Below are 18894 nucleotides of genomic sequence, written 5' to 3'. Positions count from 1 at the left end.
ACACAGCCCCGCCGATCAACAGCCGCACCGGTCTACAAGTGCGATCGGTTCGCGACGCCGCCGAACCTGGCACCGTTCGTCGCTCGTCGCGAGCCGTCGCCCCGATGATCAACAGGCTCGGCCCTGTCGCGGACGCCGACGCTGTTGACCAACGGGGCCGAACGTTAAACGCCGGGTACGCAGTTAAACGCCTCTCGGCTTCTCTCTCCCCACGGGACAGGAGAGAGAGCGGGAGAGCTGTCCCACGCGGCGCTCATCGAGCTCGCTCGGCGCTCTCTGCGAGCACGCGCGAGAGCGGCGCCGCAGCACGCGCAGCGCGCGAAACGCCCGGAGTTCTGGGGAGAAACGGCGAAGCCCCCTCGGATCGCTCCTTGGGGGCTTCTGTTTACCGACCCTCGCCGTTTGTTGGCGACGAGAGAAAAATGGCTCCGAAGAGGGACTTGAACCCCTGACCCGGCGGTTAACAGCCGCCTGCTCTACCGACTGAGCTACTTCGGAATGGGGCCCGGAGACTGCCCAGACCGGAGGCAAAGGTCAAGCGGTTCCTCTCGGACGCTCGCGCGGGCGCGGGAGCCGGTGCCCAGCGTCAGCGCAGGTGCGCGTGCAGGAACGGCACGAGCGCGTCGGCGAGCTCGACGGCCCAGGTCTTCTGCAGGTTGTGGCCGCCGGTCGGCCAGGTGAGTCGGGGGCCGGGCGGGGCGAGGTCGGCGAGCTCCTGGCAGCGGGCGGGCTCGACGAAGGGGTCGTCCTGCGTCCATGCCGCGAGGTTGGCACGCCGCGCTCGACGAGCTCGCTCACCGCGCGGCGGTGCCGGTCGAAGTCGAAGCGCGAGAGCAGGGCGCTGGTGCGCGCGACGTCGTCGGCGGTGATGCTCGAGGGGAAGCCGCTGGCGCGCAGGACCCCTCGCCAACCATGCAGCAGGGCGCGGCCGAGCACGGGCACCGGGCGCAGGCGATCGATGGCGCCGATGATCGGCATCACCTGTCGCACGGCGCGGTGCGGTCGCACGCCGGCGGAGGCGAGCCACACGATCGCGCCGACACGCTCGCGCGCGGCGGTGCAGGTCGCGACCGCGGTCGCCATGGGGCCGCCGAAGGAGTGGCCGAGCACGGCGTGGCGCTCACCGATGACGTCGGCGGCGAAGCGGGCGAGCAGGCGCGCGACGTCGGCCCACTGCGGCGAGGCATCGCCGGAGCCGCCGAAGCAGGGCTGGTCGATGCGCACCAGTCGTGCACGGCCGGCGAGCGCGGGCGCGAGCCAACGGAAGTCGCGGTGGCTGCCGGGTAGGCCGTGGATCGCGAGCAGGGCCGGGCCTTCGCCCTCGTCGACGTAGGCGATGCGGTGCTCGCCGTGCTGCCACAGCCGCGGCGCGGGATCGGAGGGACGATCGGGTCGCATGGTACTAGACCAGCTGCGCGAGCTGTCGGAGCGTCCGCACCAGCTCGGGCATCTGCGCGACGCTGCGCGGCAACACCAGCACGGTGTCGTCACCCGCGAGGGTGCCGAGCACGAGCGGCAGCTGCAGCGCGTCGAGCTCGTGGCCGACCGCCTGCGCACGACCGATGCGCGTGCGCACGATCGCGGCGACCTCGTTGGCCTCGACCGAAACCACCATGTCGGCGGGGAAGCCCACCGGGATGTGCGGCCGCAGGTGGTAGACGGTCTCGCCATCCTCGCGGGGCATGCGGATCGCACCCAGCAGCTTCAGGTCGCGACTGACGGTGCTCTGCGTGGCGGTGTGGCCACGCTCGGCGAGCAAGCGACACAGCTCGAGCTGCGTGCTGGCCTGACCACCGGCCAGCAGCTTGCGCAGCGCGGCGCGGCGTGCCTTCGAGGACTCCATCGTCGGCGATGGATCTACGCCAGCGCCTGCCGCGTGACCAGCGTGCCGACGCCGTCGTCGGTGAACAGCTCGCCGACCACCGCGTGGGGCATGCGCGCGTCGAGGATGCAGCGCGGGCACGCCGCGGGTCGCGGCGTGGCGCGCGAGCACCAGCAGATCGGGATCGCTGTCGTCGAAGCGGCCGCGCTCGAGGCCGGCCAGCAGGGTCTCGGGCGAGAGCCGCTGCACGGTGCCGTGGGCGTCGCGCAGGCCCTCCTCGGTGCCCAGCGCGACCAGCTTGTGGATGCCGATCTTGAGCGCGAGCTCGACCACGGCGTCGGGCGCCGAGCTCTCGCGCACGAGGATGCAGAGGTGGCCGCGATCGAGCAGCGTGCCGATCGACATCGGATCGGGCGCGACCATGGCCGCGAAGTGGCCGCTCTGTGGGTCAGCGCCTCGATGCGCGCCGCGGCCTCCTTGTCCGGCACGATGACCAGCGGCTTGAGGCCGGCGTCGAGGCACAGCTCGAGGTCCTGCGCGAGCCCGTCGATGCTCTCACCGCGACCGCGGGCGGCGGGCTGCAGGTAGACCATGAGCTTGAGGCCGGTGAAGCGACGCACGTAGCCGAGGCCCTCGACCAGCAGCTGCTGCTTGAGCCGCGGCGAGTAGGCCGACAGGCTGAGGCTGCGCGAGACCGTGCCGTTGCTGGCGACTGCGATGCCCTTGGCGTCGTCGGCGTTGATGCGCACGTAGTCGTAGGTCATGTCGCAGCCCCACGCGGTGAAGCTGGCGTCGCCGATGCCGAGATCGATCGACCACGCGACCTCGCCCGAGCGCAGCGCTCGCTTGAGCTCGGCGGGCAGGTGCGCGCTGCCGCGTCCGTCGCGATCGCCGTCGAACAGCACGTGACCGCCGGCGGCGATCCGCAGCGTCGCCGGCGTGACGGCGCCGCCGTGCTCGATCGCGGCCTGCCCGACCGCCATCGCGATGCGGCCCCAGTTCGGCTGGCCCGCGAACACGCTGCACTTCACGAGGCTGCTCTTGGCGACGGTGCGGGCGATCGCAGCGGCGCTGGCGACATCGGGCGCGCCGGTGACCTCGACCTCGAGCAGCCGCGTGGCACCCTCGCCGTCGCGGGCGACCTGCTTGGCGAGCTCGCGCAGCACGCCGTGCAGGCCGGCGGAGAACGCCGCGACCTTGGCGTCGTCCTCGACGTGCACACCCGAGGCGCCGTTGGCCAGCACCAGCACCATGTCGTTGGTCGAGGTGTCGCCATCGACGCTGATCGCGTTGAAGGTGGTCTGGATCGCCTGGCCGAGCAGCGACTGAAGCAGTGCCGGCGGCACCGCGGCGTCGGTGCACACGAAGCCCAGCGTGGTCGCCATGTTGGGGTGGATCATCCCCGAGCCCTTGGCGACGCCGAACAGTCGCACCGGCACGTCGGCGCCCGGCAGCTGCAGCTCGACGGCGGCGAACTTGGTGACCGTGTCGGTGGTGAGGATGGCCTCGGCGAAGCCGCGCGGATCGTCGCCGTGGGCGGCGATCAACGGATCGAGCGCCTCGACCACGAGGTCGACCGGCAGCTGCGTGCCGATGACACCGGTCGACGCGGTCAGCACCCGCTCGGGCGCGCAACCCAGCAGCTTGCCCAGCTCGGCGGCGACCTTGGCGTTGTTGCTGGCACCCTGCGCACCGGTCATCGCGTTGGCGTTGCCGGAGTTGACGATGACCGCTGCGACGTTGCCGCTCGGCACCAACGTCGCGTTGCGATCGCAGCACGCCGCGCGCATGGGGTTCTTGGTGAAGACGCCGGCGGCCACCGCCGCGGGCGAGCACAGCAGCAGCGCGAGGTCGCTGCGACCGGGCTTGATGCCACAGCGCACGCCGGAGAACGTGAAGCCCTGCGGCAGGGCGTCGCCGGGCTGGTGCGTGGTGCGAACGACGGGGGCGGTGGCAGCGGTCGACATGGCGCGTTCCTTCGAGCGACGTTAGGCGAAAACGAGGACGACGCAGCGCCGGGCTCGGCGTGCGCTGGACGGACAGGCCTGGCTCACATGTTCGCGAGGCGGCGCGAACGCGGCGGCGGCAGGCCGAGCCCGGCGGGCAGCCCCAGCCACAGGTTGAGGTTGTGCAGCGCCTGGCTGGCGGCACCGCGCATGAGGTTGTCGATGGTGGCGAACACCGGCACCAGGCCGCCGTGGGCGACTGGGCCGACGGCGAGCACGGCGTCGTGGGTATCGACCACGCCACGCACGCCGAGGCCCTGATCGGGGGCGTCGAGCACGGTGATCCACGGCGCGTCGGCCCAGTGCGACGCGAGCGCGGCGTGCAGCTGCGCGGGCGCGTGTTCGGTGCGGACGAACGCCGTGATCGCGAGCCCGCGCACGATCGGCAGCAGCTGCGTGACGAACGAGATCTCCGCGCCCAAGCGCGTCGCGATCTCGTCGATGTGCTTGTGGCTGCCGACCTTGTACGGGAACGTGTTGCCGAACAGCTCGCTGAAGTGGAGATCTTCGCGCAGCGCCTTGCCGGCGCCCGAGGTCCCGCTCGCGCCGTGGATCGCGATCTGCGGCGCGATGAGTCCCGCGCGCAGCAGCGGCGCGAGCACCAGCAGCGAGGCGGTCGGGTAGCAGCCAGGGTTGCTCACCACCTTGGTGCCCGATGGCGGCGCACCGAACAGCTCGGGCTGGCCGTAGTGCACGCCGGCCGCGAGCCGCTGCGCACTCGAGAGATCGATGACCTTGACTCCGGCGGCCACCAGCGCATCGGACCAGGTGAGGGCGGCCTCGTCGGGCAGGGCCAACGCCACCGCGGCGCAGTCGCGCGCGAGATCCATGGCGCGCTCGCTGGGACCCTCGCGGACCATGGCGGGCTCGAACACCACTGGCCGCATGCGGGGATGCTGCATGAGTAGTGCATGGAGGACCTGGCCAGCGTAGCCGCTGGCGCCCAGGAGTCCGATCGGGGAGATGGGCCTGCTGCATGGGAGAACGCCTTGAATCGCGGCATATCCCGAATGCTTCCCGGGCGCAACCACGGCGGGGAACCTCGCCTTGCGAATGCCGCATCCATGCATGGCTCGTGCATGCACGGAGGGCCTGGGCGAACGCACACCGCGCGGCAAGGTTCTGCTTGACTCCCTGTGCGGCGCGGGTACAGTCCGCACCCTCGAACTCCCTGCGGGAGTAGCTCAGTTGGTAGAGCGCAACCTTGCCAAGGTTGAAGTCGCGGGTTCGAGTCCCGTCTCCCGCTCCGAAACAAGAAGCCCCACGTCGGCAGCCGCCACGTGGGCTTTGCGTTCGTGGACCCCGTCGTGCATCGTGCTGGCATGACGCGGACAGGCTCCACGCGGTCACGCACGACGCCGGTAGCGCCTCACGGTGCGTGCCCGCCATCGCGTGGGCATCGACGCGCGGCGTCTGGGCATCGACGCGCGGCGTCTGGGCATCGACGCGCGGCGTCTGGGCATCGACGCGCGGCGTCATGGCTGGCCGCGTTGACGCTGCTGGTGGGCTGCCCCAAGCAGGGCGACGAGGCCAAGGCCGAGGGGGCCGCGACCGGCATCCGCATCGACGCCGAGCGCTTCCGCGTCGAGCTCACCGACGACGACCACGCCAAGGGCGGCACCGCGCCGCTGGTCACCATCGTGGTCTACAGCGACTACGGCTGTCCGCCGTGCGCACGGCTGTGGCAGGAGCTCGAGCACCTGCTGGAGGACTACGGCGACGATCTGCGCGTGGTCGTGCGCAGCTTCACCGTGCCGGGCCACGGCCGCGGGGGAGCAAGCCGCCGAGGCGGCGCTGGCCGCCGAGGCGCAGGGCAAGTTCTGGGAGATGCACGCGCGCCTGTTCGCGCAGGGCGGCGACTTCGATCGGCCGACGTTGCGCGCCCACGCCGAGGCGCTCGGGCTCGACGTGCCGCGCTTCCTCGACGACCTCGACACCGGCACGCAGACCGCCCGTCGCATCCGCGACCGTCGCAGCGCGACCACGCTGGGGGTCGCAGGACTGCCGTCGATGTTCATCAACGGGCTGTACCTCGCGGGCTACGTCGACGAGGCCACGCTGCACGGCATCCTCGACGAAGAGATCAAGCGCGCGCGCGCCTGCTCGACGACGGCGTGCCGCGGGCCGAGCTCTACGCGACGATGATGCGCACGGCCGCGACCAAGCGGGTCGGTGAGCCCGAGGCCGCGGCGGCCCTGCGGGCCGAGCGGGACCAGGCGCAGGCGCAGGCGCAGGCCGCCAAGTCGACCACGATCATCGAGCCCCGTGGCGACGCGCGCTACCGCATCGAGCCGGGCGCGTCGGGCCTGCGCGGTGAGGCCGACGCGCCGGTGGTGATCGTCGCGTTCGTGGACTTCGAGTGCCCGTTCTGTCGCAAGGCGTGGAAGGAGGAGCTCGCTGCGCTGCTCGAGCGCCACCGCAGCGACGTCGCGTACAGCGTGCGTCAGCTACCGCTGCCGATCCACACCGCAGCGCGCGGCGCAGCCAAGGCCGCGCTCGCGGCGGGGCAGCAGGGCAAGTTCTGGGAGTTCCACGATCGCCTGCTCGCCCACGAAGGCGCGGTCGGTCGCAGCAGCTTCATCGCGTGGGCGAAGGAGCTCGGGCTCGACGAGGCGGCGTTCCTCGCCGCACTCGACGACCCCGCGACCGAGGCCGTGGTCGCGGCCGACGAGAAGCTCGCGGTCGCAGTCGGCGTCAACGGCACGCCGGGCTACTTCGTCAACGGGCGCTACCTCGGCGGCTTCGTGCCCGGCACGCTCTCGGGCGTCGTCGACGAGGAGCTCGCGCGCGCCACGTCGCTGGCCGCCACGACCCCCAAGTCCAAGCGCTTCGCGACCGACATGGCCGAGGCGATCCCCGAGTCGGAGTTCCCCAACCGATGACACCGCGTCGACTGCTCCTCGCGATCGCGCTGTCGGCCGCCGCCTGCCGCCCCGACAGCAAGCCCGATCCTCAGCTGCCCGCGCTGGTGGAGCAGGACGCGGTCGACGATCGGCTCTCGCAGCTGGTCGAGGGCGAGCGGGTGGTCGTGACCATCGCCGCCGACGACCCGGCCAAGGGGGCGAGCGCGCCGTTGGTGACCATCGTCGAGTGGAGCGACTTCCAGTGCCCGTTCTGCGGCACGTTCGCGCAGATGCTCGACGAGCTGGTGGCGAACTATCCCGAGGACGTACGGGTGGTGTTCAAGCAGAAGCCGCTGCCGATGCACCCCAACGCGGTCACCGGCGCTCGCGCTGCGCTGGCGGCCGGCAAGCAGGGCCACTTCTGGGCCATGCACGACCGCTTGTTCGGCGATCGCTCGCACATGACGCGCGAGGACGTCATCGGCCACGCGCGCGCACTCGGTCTCGACGTCGACGCATTCGCGGCCGCCTTCGACGATCCCGCCACCGCCGCGCGGGTCGAGGACGACGAGCGCGCCGGTGCCATGCTCGGCGTGCGTGGGACCCCGAGCTGCTTCATCAACGGCATCGCGTTCTCCGGCGCGCCCAAGCCCGAGGTGTTGGCACAGATCATCGAGCGCGAGCGCGCCGCGGCGCAGAAGCTGATCGACGCCGGCAGCGCCCGCGCCGAGGTCCACGCGCGCATCATGAAGGCGGCGGCGGGGCAGGCGAAGGCGCCAGCGCGCGCGTTCTGACGCCGCGACCAGCAGCCCGCGCGCAAGCGCCGAGAGCACGCACCAGGGCGCGCGAGGTCCGACGGGGCGCACGCACGACGCCATGGGGGCGATCTTTGCCGCGGTGCCGCGCGGTTTCGCGGCCGGGTGTGCACGGGGGCGCGACCATGACGTAAGCTTCGCGCACCCGTGAGCGACAAACCCTCCAGCCCCTGACAGCCCCGCGTCGGCGCACGAGGCCGACGGCGATGCGCGGCCCGGTGACGACGCAGGTGGTGCGCGTGGCTCGGCCAACGACGCCGGTGCCACGCCGCCTGCGCCCAAGAAGCGCGCGAGTTCGATCGGCGGCGTGCTCGGCTTCGTCGCTGCGCTCGGCGGCGGCTTCTTCGTCGGCCAGTGGATCAACAACCGTGGCAGCCAGGACGTCGCGATCGAGGAGGGCCCGCGCTTTCGGGTCGCGCTGCGCGGCGACGAGCCGACCCGCGGTGCCAGCGAGCCGCTGGTGACGATCGTCGAGTTCGCGGACTACCAGTGCCCCTACTGCGCGCAGGCGGCCGGTCCGCTCGACGACGTGGTCGCCGACTACGACGAGGACGTGCGCCTCATCTACAAGCACTACCCACTGACGAGCCATCCCAAGGCCCAACCCGCCGCGCGTGCGGCGTGGGCGGCCCTGCAGCAGGGCAAGTTCTGGGAGATGCACGCGTGGCTGTTCGAGCACAAGGCCGAGCTCGACGGGCTCGAGGGCGAGGTGCGTGGGCTCGGGCTCGACGTCGCGCGCTTCATGCAGGACATGGGCAGTGACGCCTCGGCGAAGGCGGTCGACGACGACCAGCAGGCCGGTGGTCGCCTCGGCGTGAGCGGCACGCCGGCGTTCTTCGTGAACGGCCATCGCTACGCCGGCAAGATGAACGCCGCGCAGTGGCGCAGCGTGATCGAGGCCGAGCTCGACGCCGCCGAGCAGGTCGAGCGCAGCGGGGTCCCTCGCGCGGGCGTGTACGAGGCGATGATGAAGGACGCGCTCGCGCGCGACGATCGCAGCAAGGGTGACGGCGGTGGGCTCGATCCCAACGCGCACTATCGGGTGCCCGCCGATGGCCGCCCGGCGTTGGGGCCCGCCGACGCGCTGGTCACGGTGGTGGTCTTCTCCGACTTCCAGTGCCCGTTCTGCAGCCGCTTCGCCGGCGTGATGCACCAGCTGGTCGAGAAGCACCCCGACGTGCGCGTGGTCTTCCGCAACCTTCCGCTGCCGATGCATCCGCGCGCACGCGAGGCCGCCAAGGCCGCGCTCGCGGCGGACCGACAGGGCCAGTTCTGGGCCATGCACGACGCCTTCTTCGCCGCCCAGGAGCGGCTCGGCGACGATGGCGACTTCGCCGAGTTCGCCCGCGAGATCGGCCTCGATGTGCAGCGCTTCACCGCCGACATGGCCGACGCCGCGCTCGACACCCGCATCGAAGAGGACGAGGCGCTCGCCCACGCGTTCGGCATCGGCGGCACGCCGCAGTCGTTCGTGAACGGCCGCGCGGTGCGGGGCGCCCAGCCGCTCGAGGTCTACGAGCGCGTGATCGAAGAGGAGCGCGCCGGCGCGCAGAAGCTCATCGAAGGCGGCATCCCGCGCGAGCAGGTGTTCGCAGCGATCATGGACCACGCGCAGACCCACCCCGCGACGGCCGAGGCCAAGGCGCCATGACCCCGTCGAGCGCATCCCCCACGCCGGCACCCCCGCGCAGCGGGCTCGATCCCCTGGGCGCGCTGGCCTACGCGGTCTACGTCGCGCTCGGCGGCCTGCTGGTGTTCGGCTTCGCGTGGGCGCTGCTGCCCGCGGTTGCGCGTCAGAACGACGCCGTCTGCCATGCGCTCGCCCCCGAGGAGCGTGACACCGTCGCGCCCGACTTCGTCGTGCAGGACCTGCAGGGCAACGAGGTCAAGCTGTCCGACTTCCGCGGCAAGCTGGTGGTGCTCAACTTCTGGGCCACGTGGTGCCGCCGTGCATCACGGAGTGGCCGCAGGTGCACCAGCTCGCCGAGCGCCTGTCCGGCCGCGACGACGTGGTCGTCATCGCGCTGTCGATCGACAAGTCCCCCGACGTCATCGAGCCGTTCCTGGCGCGGATGTCGATGGCCGATACCCACGTCAAGGTGCTGTGGGACCCCAACGAGCAGGTCCACACCGACTTCGGCACCACGAAGCTGCCCGATACCTACTTCGTCGATGAAACCGGCACCATCCGCCAGGCATACATCAATGCACGCAAGTGGGGTTCGCCAACGGCCGTGCAGTGCGTCGAGTCGATGATCGGTCGCTGACCGCGGCCTGCGGCATGGCGCTTGCGCTGGCGCTGGTCGGGTGCCAGCGTCCGCCCGACGGGGTCGTCGAGCTCCGCATCGAGGACCCCGTGGCGCACTGGGGCGAGGGCTTCGCGCGGCTCGAGACGCCGGTGCACATGCCGTCGCCGTCGGCGAGCCGTGACGATGTCGAGGTGTGGATCGCGCTCGGCACCGCGCCGGTCGGCCTGCAGCTCGGCGACGACGGCGTGCCGCGGCTGCGCTTCGGGCCCGGCACGCAGGCCGATCGCCTGGAGTACGCCGGCGAGGGCGAGGCGCGACGCCTCGTCGACGTCCGTGGCAGTCGCTTCGAGGCCGATGGCAGCTGCACGCACCACGTGCTGCGACCGATCGAGGAGCGGCCGGATGCGCCGCTGGTGGGGATGCAGTGGCCGTGCGACGTGGCGCCCGCGCAGCAGGCCGCAACCGCGGCGATGCTCGAGCGGCTCGCCGGCCTGCCACCGTTCACGCGCATGCAGGAGGGCCCGCGACGTCGCGCCCTCGATGGCTTCGCCGAGCGCAACGACTGCGATGGTTGCCACGCGGAGGCGCGGCCCGACGCGACCGTGGTCGATGCCTACGGCCCGGTGTTCCGCGGCACCGATGCGAGCGGCCTGTTCGCGCCGATGTCCGTGATGCGGGATCGCCAGCCGGTCGAGGCCTACGGCGGCTTCGATCGCAACCTCGACGATCCAGCGATCACCGCGAGCTGCGACGGCGCGCCGGCCGAACGCGCCGAGGTCCGTCATGGCGTCATGCGTTGGCGCTGCGTCGATGGTGGCGTGCCGGTCGCGAGCCTCGACTGGGAGGTGTTGCGTCGCACCGATGCGGCACGCGCCGACGCGATCTGTGCCTCTCGCCGGCTGCTCGTGGGCGCCATGGATGATGCGGCGAAGACCGCATTCGCCCCGACGCTCGCGCCCTGTGACGGGTGAATCCAAGGGTGGCGGCGCGCGGGCGCGGGACCGTGTCGAAAAAATCTGCAGCCCGCGTAACCGCGGTCTGCACCTTGGAATACCCGCCGCGAACCCTCGACGGGCCCCAAGGACGACACCGATGAAGACTGACCTGAAAGCCGTTCTCGAAGCACTCGCGCTGTCCGCCACCGTCGTGTTCGCGCCTGCGTGCGGCGAGGACGACGACAACGACGACAGCACCAACATGATGTCGGCCAGCAACACGATGAGCGGGACGACGGCGGGCTGCCCCGGCACGACGGCGGGCTGCCCCGGCACGACGGCGGGCTGCCCCGGCACGACCGCGGGTTGCCCCGGCACGACGGCAGGCTGCCCGGGCACGACGGCGGGCTGCCCCGGCACGACGGCGGGCTGCCCCGGCACCACGGCGGGCTGCCCCGGCACGACGGCGGGCTGCCCCGGCACCACGGCCGGTTGCCCCGGATCGACCTCGACCGGCTGATCGGCCCGCGCGGGAGCGTGCGCGTGCGGAAGGCGTGCGCTCCCGGATCCTCGTCCTTCCGCGCGCTCCCGAGGAACACCGCAACATGCACGCGCGCCCGATTGCCGGCGTGGGCATCGGCCTGCGTCGCGAACACTACGCCGAGCTGCTCGCGTGCGAGCGGCAGCTCGACTTCCTCGAGATCACGCCGGAGAACTACGTCGGGCATGGCGGCTGGCCGCGGCAGGTGCTGCGCTCGTGCGCCGAGCGCTGGCCGATCGCCACCCACGGCGTGTCGATGTCGCCGGGCGGGCCCGATCCCCTCGAGCCGGGAGCGATCGCATCGCTGCGAGCGTTGATGGACGAGCTCGGCTCGGTCACCTACTCCGATCACCTGTGCTACGCGAGCATCGCGGGCACCGCGTTCTACGATCTGTTGCCACTGCCGTGGTGCACGGCCGCGGCGAAGCACACCGCGGCGCGCGTGCGCGAGCTGCAGGACCGCCTGCAACGGCCGCTGGCGCTGGAGAACATCACCTACTACGCGGTGATGCCCGGCTCGGTCGACGACGAGGGCGCGTTCGTCCGCGAGGTCATCGAGCGCGCTGGCTGCGGGCTGCTGCTCGACGTCGCCAACGTGTTCGTGAACGCCAGCAACTTCGGACGCGACCCCTTCGAGCTGCTGCACGCACTGCCGCTCGAGCACGCCGTACAGGTGCACCTCGCCGGCTCGGTGCTCGAGGACGGCCGCCGCATCGACAACCACGGCGCGCCGGTGCACGACATCGTCTGGCGCATGTACGAGGCCGTCATCGCCCGCCGTGGCGCACTGCCGACCCTGGTGGAGTGGGACAACGCGATCCCGCCGCTGGCGCGCGTGCTCGACGAGGCCGATCGCGCCCGTGCGATCCAACGCCGCATCGTGGCCGCCGCGGAGGTAGCATGACCGAAGCGGCGCTCGAGGGCTTCTTCGCGCACCTGCGGCCGATGCTGCTGGGGCACTGCAGTGCAGCGGTGACCGAGGTCGTGCTCGGCCCCAGCCCGTCGGGCACCGCCAACCTCGGCTTCTACACCACGCTCGTGCGGCGCAACCTCGACAAGGTGCTGCGCGACGTCTTCCCGGCCACGCGGGCGGCGATCGTGCATGCGGCCACGCCAGCGTGGGACGACGTCGTGTCGGCCTACGCGCTCGCGCACCCGCCGACCGGTAGCGACCCGAATCGCTTCGGCGCGTCGTTCCCGAGCTGGATCGCCGCGCAGCCCCACGGCGGTGCGACCCGCTGGGCCCAGCTCGCCGACTACGAGTGGCTGCGGGTGCGGGCCTACCACGCGCCCGACGTGCCCGACGACGCCGATCTGGTGACGAAGGACGGGCTCGAGCGGCGCCTGTTCGTGCGGCAGTACAGCTTCGATGTGCCCGCGGTCGTCGAGCAGTACCGCCGCGGCGAGGCCATGGGCGACGGCGACAAGCCCACGCTCGTGTTCGTGTTTCGCCACGCGCGGACGCAGGCGCTCGGGGTCTTCCGGCCCAAGGTCGCCGGGCTCGCGGCGCTGGCCGAGCGCTGTGGCCTGCCGTTGCCGCCGTTGCTCGCCGAGCTCGAGCCGGCCGCGATCGCGGCGGCGCGGTCGGTGTTGGAGCAGGCGGGTGTCCTGTTCGAGGTCGAAGCAACGAGCGCGCGTGCGCGCAGGGAGCCTGACGAACCATGACCATGACCATGACCATGACGATGAAGCGGACCATGATCGCGACGCGACGCCGGTCGCTGCTGCCGCTCGTGCTCGCGCTGGCGTGCACCGCCGCGGACGGCGACGACGACGGCTCCGGCGACACCGCCGCGGACTCGAGCGACGGCGGCGGCGGCTTCGACGAGCAGGCCGTGCTGGCGCGCGCGATGGACTACCAGGCCAGCTTCACGCAGATCAGCGCCGAGGGCCGCGCGAGCGAGCACGGGCTCGCGAAGACCGTCCAGATGTGGGCGAGCTCCGAGGCGGTCGACCTCTACGGCATGATCGATCCCGATGGCGCGGCCCCGTCGGTGAGCTTCCCCGACGGCGCCATGCTGCTCAAGGAGCACCTCGACGACGCGGGCGTGGTCACCGGCTACACCGTCATGGCCAAGGGCGATCCGACCTCGACCAGCGGCGGTTGGTGGTGGGGCCGACTCGACGCCGATGGCACCGTGCACGAGACCGGGCAGGTCGGCTTCTGCATCGGCTGCCACACCAGCGTGCAGGCGACCGACTGGGCCTACGGCGTGCCGCTCGACAATCGCAGGTAGCGGGCGCGCCCGCGCGGCGCACGGTTCACCAGCTGCAGCCCATCGCCGTGGTCGCCTGCCGTGCCGCGTCGATCGCAGTGCGGCAGGCCGCCTCGAGCCCGTCGCGTCCCGGGCCGGCGGCGGCCTCCCGCCAAGCCGTTGCCGAGGCCTCGATCGCCTCCATCATCTGCTTTCGGGCAGCTTCGGGCACGTTCTGCTCGACGCAGACCACGAACTTGGTGATGTACTCGTCGCACGACGCGACGCCGATCGACGGCGATGCGCCCGAGGACGCGGTGGTCTTGCGACCGTGGTCCCAGCGCGAGTGCAGCTCGGTGCCCGCGGCATCCCACTCGGTCCACTCGCCGTGCTCGACACCATCGACCAGCACGCCCTGTCGCAGCTTGCGGCCAGTCTCGTCGAAGCTGCGGAAGGCGACACTGCCATCGTCGCGCTGCAGCGACTCGGTCGCTCGCCGACCGTCGGCGAAGTAGGTCACCCAGGTGCCGATCGGCTTGCCACGATCGTAGTGCTCTTCGCTGCGCAGCTGCCCGCCGTCGTAGTAGCTGCGCCACAGGCCGTGCTTCACGCCCGCGTCGTAGCTGCCCTCGAGCGCCAGGGCGCCGGAGGAGAACACGGCGCGCACGGGGCCATGCATGGCGCCGTCGCTGCGCTCGCACCACGCCCGCTGCGTGACGTCGCCGTGGGCGGTGGTACCCGTCGGACACGCGAGCGTGTTGGGTCGCGGCGCGACGGGCTGCGCCAGCGGCTGCGTCGCGCGCTGACGCGGGCCGCAGGCGAGCGCGGCGAACGAGAACACGACGACGGCGATCCTGCGTTGCATCGACGGATGCGAGCCTACCACCGCCCGCGTCGCTGCGCGTCGGGCAGGGAGCTCTCGCCCGGCGCCGGCGGTCGCCCGCGCGGGCCCGCTCAGTTGCAGCCGATGCGGCTGTCGTCGATCGCGAGGTCGTCGGACCACCCCTCGTTGGGCGTGCTGGGCGACTGATAGTCGATCCAGCCGACGATGATCGACGTGAAGTCCTCGATGTACGCGTCGCCGACCCCGCTGAGCGCGATGTCCGTGACCTCGGTGCCGTCGTAGAAGAACTGGAAGCTCGCCGTGGCGCCATCGACGTACCACTCGGCACAGTGCCAGGCGTCGTCGTAGGTGAAGTCGTAGGACGAGCCCGCGCAGCAGGAATCGTCGGGCACGTTGAAGAGGAACTGGTGGGTGCCATCGGGCGCCATCACGGTGTCGACCAGGCGTGACTCGGCGCCGTTGCTGGTCTCGGGGCGGCCGAACGCAACGAACGTGTTGTGCACGTACATGCCGTCGAGCGACACCGGCGTCTTGACCTTGTAGAAGATGCGGCCCCAGTGGTGGCTCACCGCATCGCCGAGCTCGGCGAGGTCGTGCTCGACGCGGAATTGGCCGTTGGTCCCGACGGCGCTCTTGAGCGACTGCCCGCCGCCGTGGGCCTGTTCGTTCGAGAGCTGTGCCCGTGAGCCGCTCTGATCCCAGCCGAAGTGCTCCGTCCAGCCTGGCGGGGTCTCGCCGGGGTTGCCGGCCTCGAAGTCCTCGCAGAAGAGATAGTCGGCGCAGCTGGTCGCGGCACCCCCGGAGCTGCCGCCGCCATCGGAGCTGGCGTCGTTCGAGGAGGTCGCTCCGCTCGAGCCATCGCTCGGGCCGCCGGTGCCGGTGGTACTCGCGGTCGTGCCCGCCGTGGTCGACGCGGTGGTCGACGCGGTGCTGGTCGCGGTCAGCGTCGCGGCGCCGCCATCACCGGTCGAGTCGGCGGCATCACTGCCGTCCTCGCTCGCGCAGGCGAGCGGCAGCAGGGCGAGCAGCAGCGGGGGCAGTGATCGTCGCATGGCAGGTCCTTTCGAGCAGCAGCGCAGGTGACCGGAGCGTCCAGTGTGCCACCGATGCGTGCGGCAAGGGGTATGCTCGCGCGCGGTGGATCTGCTCTCGGCGATCGGTGGCACGCCGCTCGTGCAGCTGCGGCACATCGGCGCAGGGCTGCCGGTGCCGATCCTCGCGAAGTGTGAGCACTGCAACCCCGGCGGCAGCGTGAAAGACCGGATGGCGAAGGCGATCCTCGACGACGCGGCGGCGCGGGGGCTGCTGCACCCGGGCATGACCATCGTCGAGGCGACGGCCGGCAACACCGGCGTTGGCCTGGCGTTGGTGGCCGCGGTCCGCGGCTACCGACTCGTGTGCGTGTTGCCCGAGAAGATGTCGGTCGACAAGCGCGAGTCGCTGCGCCTGCTCGGCGCGGAGGTCATCGTGGTGCCCAACGCACCACCGTCGGCGCCCGAGAACTTCCGCAACACCGCCGCCCGGCTCGCGCGCGAGCACGGCTGGTTCGCGCCGCAGCAGTTCGAGAACCCGGCCAACCCTGCGGTCCACGAGCACACCACCGCCGTCGAGCTGCTCGAGCAGACCGGCGGTCGCATCGGCGCCTTCGTGGCGGGCGCCGGCACCGGCGGCACCTTGACCGGCGTCGCGCGGGCGCTGCGTCGCGCGTGCCCCGACGCGAAGATCGTGCTCGCCGACCCCACCGGCTCCGCGCTCGCGCAGTGGATCGAGACCGGCACGCTCGGGCCCGACGGCAGCTACCTCGTCGAGGGCATCGGCGCCTCGGTGCCGCCCGCCAACCTCGATCGCACGCTCGTGCACGCCGCGGTCTCGGTCGACGACGCCGACAGCTTCGCGATGGTGCGCCGCCTCGTCCGCGAGGAGGGCCTGCTCGTCGGCGGCTCGTCGGGCACCAACGTCGCGGCCGCAGTGACGCTCGCGCGCACGATGCCGCTCGATGGCCCGGTGGTCACGGTGCTCGCGGATGGGTGGGACCGGTACCGATCGCAGGCCTGGATGCGCGGGTGGTGAGCGGCGCGATCACGCCGCGCGGCGCTTGATCACTCGCGCCGGCACGCCGACGGCGGTGCACGCCGCTGGCAGATCCTCGACCACGACCGCGCCCGCGCCGACGATGGTGCCGTGGCCGATGCGCAGGCCCTGGATCACGGTCGCGTGGGTGCCGAGGTCGCAGTCGTCCTCGACGGTGACGTTGCCCGAGAGCACGACGCCCGGCGCGAGGTGGACGAATTCGCCGACCACGCAGTCGTGGCCGACGGTGGTGCAGCGGTTGACGTGGGTGTGCGCGCCGATGGTGATGCCGTTGGTGAGCACGCAGCCGGCGGTGATGACGACGCCGTCGCCGAGGCGGACGTGGCGGGTGAGCTGCGCGTGGGGATGCACGAGGGTGACGAACTCGAGCTGGCGTGCGAGCGCGGCAGCGACGACGCGGCGGCGGGTGGCGGGCGAGCCGATGCCGCTGATGACCCGCAGGTCGTGACAGTCGCGGCCGTCGAACCACGCCATGCCGCCCAGCACGGTGCCCTCGTGGAGCGCGCGACCGTGCGTCGCCGGGTTGTCGTCGACGTAGCCGATCAGCTCGTAGCCCTGGCCGGCGGCGGCGCAGGCGAGCACCACGTCGGCGATCTCGCGGGCGTGGCCGCCGGCACCGAGCACGACGATGCCGGTCACGCTGCGCGCTCCTTCGTGTTGCCGGTGAACTCGGCGCAGGTGGCCTCGCCCGCCGCGCTGATGCCATCGCGACGCAGCACCAGGCGCACGGTCTCGGCGAGGATCTTCAGGTCGCCGCGCAGCGACAGCGACTCGACGTAGCGCACGTCGTAGTCGAAGCGGGTCTGCCAGTCGATCGCATTGCGACCGCGTACCTGCGCGAGCCCGGTCAGGCCGGGTCGCACGTCGTGGCGACGGGCCTGACGGGCGTCGTAGCGCTCGAGGTACTGCATCAGCAGCGGGCGGGGCCCGACCAGGCTCATGTCGCCCACCAGCACGTTCCACAGCTCGGGCAGCTCGTCGAGGCTGCTGGCGCGCAGCCATCGACCGAGTCCCGTCAGCCGCTCGCCGTCGCTGCGCAGCCGGCCGTCGGGGCCGCGCGCGTCGGTCATGCTGCGGAACTTCACCAGCGTGAAGGGCTTGCCGTGCCGCCCCGGTCGGCGCTGCCGGAACAGCACCGGTGCGCCCAGGCCCACGCGGACCACGGCGGCCACGCCCGCGAGCAGTGGCGCGGTGGCGACCAGCGCAGCCGCGGCGACGCCTGCGTCGAGTGCCCGCTTGCCGAACCTGCGATAGATCGAACCGAGCATCGCGAGGCCTCCGTCAGCGGGTCGCGGCCCGCAGGATCTCCGCCAGCGTGCGGCCGGCATGGTGGACGTCGTCGTCGTCGAGGGTCGGGTGCACCAGCATCGCGAGGCTGGTGCGGCCCAGCTCGGCGGCGACCGGCAACGGTGCATCGGGCCGCCACGCCGCGGGGAACGCCTGCTCGCGGTAGATCTCGCCGCAGCTGCCCTGCATGCACGCGACCCCGGCCGCGGTCGCCGTGGCCGCGATGCGATCGCGACTCCAGCCCTCGCGCAGGCGCTCGGGCACCACGTAGGCGTAGAAGCGGTAGTGCGCGTGCTCGATCTCGTCGGACGGCCACGGCACGCGCACGCCGGCGATGCCGGCCAACTGCTCGCGGAGGATCGCGGCCGAGCGTTGGCGCCTCGCGACCCACGACGCCAGCTTGCCCAGCTGCAGCCGGCCGATCGCGCACTGCAGCTCGGTCATGCGGTAGTTGCTGCCGAAGCTGGCGTGCAACCAGCGGAATCCCGGCGGGTGATCGGTGCGGTGCACCGCGTCCCAGTCCTTGCCGTGGTCCTTGTAGCTCCACATGCGCGACCACAGCCCATGATCGGCGGTGGTGACCATGCCGCCCTCACCGGCGGTGGTCATGATCTTGTCCTGGCAGAACGAGAAGGCCGCGATGTCACCCATCGCGCCGGTCTTGCGTCCGCGCAGGCTGGCGCCGTGGGACTGCGCGCAGTCCTCGATGATCGCGATGTTGCGCCCCGCGACCGCGGCACGGATCGCGTCGATGTCGACCGGCCAGCCCGCCAGGTGCACCGCCACGATCGCGCGCGTCGCCGGGGTCATCGCGGCGGCGACGGTCGCCGGTGTGATCACCCCGCTGTCGCGATCGACGTCGGCGCAGACCACCCGCGCGCCGCGAGCGACCGCTGCGCTCGCGCTGGCGATGAAGGTCCGCGCGGGCACGATGACGTCGTCGCCGGGCCCGACGTCGAGGGCCAAGAGCGCCAGCTCGAGCGCGAGCGTGCCGTTGGCGATCGCGAGCGCATGGGGCACGCCGTGCCACGCCGCGAACTCCTGCTCGAAGCGCTTGCCCTCGCCGCCGGTCCAGTAGTTGACCTTGCCGCTCGCGAGCACCGCCGAGGCCGCTGCGATCTCGTCGGGTTCGAAGACTGGCCAGCCGGGCGCGGTGCGGGGCGGCGGCTCGAGCGAGACCTGCGGGGTCGCGGGGGCGAAAGCGTCGGGCGGCACGGATTCCATGTGGCGCGGTGCGGGGCGTCGCGCCAGCGTTCGGTGCCGCTT

18 protein-coding genes, 2 tRNA genes and 1 pseudogene are annotated in these 18894 nt (G+C 72.1%); 11 read left to right on the top strand and 10 right to left on the bottom strand.

Going from position 1 to position 18894, the window contains the following annotated elements:
• Window positions 1-423: 423 nt before the first annotated feature.
• From IPH07_14075 to IPH07_14055, 5 genes are all read right to left on the bottom strand, one after another.
• A tRNA-Asn gene (locus tag IPH07_14075) sits at window positions 424-498 on the bottom strand.
• 36 nt (window positions 499-534) lie between these two features.
• Complete coding sequence (locus IPH07_14070; GenBank protein ID MBK6918517.1) at window positions 535-1398, bottom strand: alpha/beta hydrolase; 864 nt, start codon at window positions 1396-1398, stop codon at window positions 535-537.
• A 4-nt stretch (window positions 1399-1402) separates the two neighbouring features.
• Window positions 1403-1843 (bottom strand): hypothetical protein, encoded by a 441-nt coding sequence (locus tag IPH07_14065; GenBank protein ID MBK6918516.1) that lies wholly within the window; start codon window positions 1841-1843, stop codon window positions 1403-1405.
• Window positions 1844-1857: 14 nt separating this feature from the next.
• Window positions 1858-3789: a bifunctional glutamate N-acetyltransferase/amino-acid acetyltransferase ArgJ gene (gene argJ / locus IPH07_14060; protein MBK6918515.1), complete on the bottom strand. Its 1932-nt coding sequence runs from the start codon at window positions 3787-3789 to the stop codon at window positions 1858-1860.
• Window positions 3790-3872: 83 nt separating this feature from the next.
• Entirely contained in the window at window positions 3873-4730 is an 858-nt protein-coding gene (locus IPH07_14055; protein MBK6918514.1) for an N-acetyl-gamma-glutamyl-phosphate reductase, read from the bottom strand.
• Window positions 4731-5001: 271 nt separating this feature from the next.
• Between IPH07_14055 and IPH07_14050 the strand changes: the two genes are divergently transcribed.
• The 10 genes and pseudogenes from IPH07_14050 (at window position 5002) to IPH07_14005 (ending at window position 13448) form a co-directional block, all read left to right on the top strand.
• Window positions 5002-5074, top strand: a tRNA-Gly gene (locus IPH07_14050).
• Between the two features lie 244 nt (window positions 5075-5318).
• Window positions 5319-6710, top strand: coding sequence for a thioredoxin domain-containing protein (locus tag IPH07_14045; protein MBK6918513.1), 1392 nt, complete (start codon window positions 5319-5321; stop codon window positions 6708-6710).
• Window positions 6707-7465: a DsbA family protein gene (locus tag IPH07_14040; protein MBK6918512.1), complete on the top strand. Its 759-nt coding sequence runs from the start codon at window positions 6707-6709 to the stop codon at window positions 7463-7465. Before IPH07_14045 ends, IPH07_14040 begins: the two co-directional genes overlap by 4 nt.
• 328 nt (window positions 7466-7793) lie before the next feature.
• A complete protein-coding gene (locus IPH07_14035) occupies window positions 7794-9137 on the top strand; it encodes a thioredoxin domain-containing protein (GenBank protein ID MBK6918511.1) in 1344 nt (447 codons plus the stop codon).
• Window positions 9134-9753 (top strand): annotated as a pseudogene (locus IPH07_14030) (TlpA family protein disulfide reductase). Before IPH07_14035 ends, IPH07_14030 begins: the two are co-directional and overlap by 4 nt.
• A 14-nt stretch (window positions 9754-9767) precedes the next feature.
• On the top strand, window positions 9768-10706 hold the full coding sequence (locus tag IPH07_14025) for a hypothetical protein (protein ID MBK6918510.1): 939 nt from the start codon (window positions 9768-9770) through the stop codon (window positions 10704-10706).
• A 121-nt stretch (window positions 10707-10827) separates the two neighbouring features.
• Window positions 10828-11190, top strand: coding sequence for a hypothetical protein (locus IPH07_14020; protein ID MBK6918509.1), 363 nt, complete (start codon window positions 10828-10830; stop codon window positions 11188-11190).
• An 85-nt stretch (window positions 11191-11275) separates the two neighbouring features.
• Window positions 11276-12115 carry a DUF692 domain-containing protein gene (locus IPH07_14015; GenBank protein MBK6918508.1) on the top strand — a complete coding sequence of 280 codons (840 nt, stop codon included), beginning with the start codon at window positions 11276-11278 and terminating at the stop codon, window positions 12113-12115.
• Window positions 12112-12876, top strand: coding sequence for a putative DNA-binding domain-containing protein (locus IPH07_14010; GenBank protein MBK6918507.1), 765 nt, complete (start codon window positions 12112-12114; stop codon window positions 12874-12876). Before IPH07_14015 ends, IPH07_14010 begins: the two co-directional genes overlap by 4 nt.
• The gene (locus tag IPH07_14005; GenBank protein MBK6918506.1) at window positions 12873-13448 is read left to right on the top strand and encodes a cytochrome P460 family protein; all 576 of its coding nucleotides are present in this window, start codon (window positions 12873-12875) and stop codon (window positions 13446-13448) included. The genes IPH07_14010 and IPH07_14005 overlap by 4 nt, the downstream gene beginning before the upstream one ends.
• Before the next feature lie 25 nt (window positions 13449-13473).
• On the opposite strand, the gene IPH07_14000 is transcribed toward IPH07_14005, so the two are convergent.
• On the bottom strand, window positions 13474-14271 hold the full coding sequence (locus tag IPH07_14000; protein MBK6918505.1) for a hypothetical protein: 798 nt from the start codon (window positions 14269-14271) through the stop codon (window positions 13474-13476).
• Window positions 14272-14360: 89 nt separating this feature from the next.
• On the bottom strand, window positions 14361-15302 hold the full coding sequence (locus tag IPH07_13995) for a hypothetical protein (GenBank protein MBK6918504.1): 942 nt from the start codon (window positions 15300-15302) through the stop codon (window positions 14361-14363).
• Between the two features lie 85 nt (window positions 15303-15387).
• On the opposite strand from IPH07_13995, the gene IPH07_13990 reads away from it, so the two are divergent.
• A complete protein-coding gene (locus tag IPH07_13990) occupies window positions 15388-16320 on the top strand; it encodes a cysteine synthase family protein (protein MBK6918503.1) in 933 nt (310 codons plus the stop codon).
• 9 nt (window positions 16321-16329) lie between these two features.
• On the opposite strand, the gene IPH07_13985 is transcribed toward IPH07_13990, so the two are convergent.
• Genes IPH07_13985 through IPH07_13975 form a run of 3 tightly spaced genes read right to left on the bottom strand, consistent with a single transcriptional unit; the run spans window position 16330 to window position 18852 of the window.
• Window positions 16330-16980: an acetyltransferase gene (locus IPH07_13985; GenBank protein MBK6918502.1), complete on the bottom strand. Its 651-nt coding sequence runs from the start codon at window positions 16978-16980 to the stop codon at window positions 16330-16332.
• Entirely contained in the window at window positions 16977-17609 is a 633-nt protein-coding gene (locus IPH07_13980) for a sugar transferase (GenBank protein ID MBK6918501.1), read from the bottom strand. The genes IPH07_13985 and IPH07_13980 overlap by 4 nt, the downstream gene beginning before the upstream one ends.
• A 13-nt stretch (window positions 17610-17622) precedes the next feature.
• Window positions 17623-18852, bottom strand: a complete 1230-nt coding sequence (locus IPH07_13975; GenBank protein ID MBK6918500.1) for a DegT/DnrJ/EryC1/StrS aminotransferase family protein — start codon at window positions 18850-18852, stop codon at window positions 17623-17625.
• Between the last annotated feature and the right edge of the window lie 42 nt (window positions 18853-18894).

This window comes from Deltaproteobacteria bacterium (genome assembly GCA_016709225.1).
Taxonomy (GTDB): Bacteria; Myxococcota_A; Polyangia; order Nannocystales; family Nannocystaceae; genus Xiheibacterium; species Xiheibacterium phototrophicum.
This window is presented reverse-complemented; position numbering and strand designations above follow the sequence as displayed.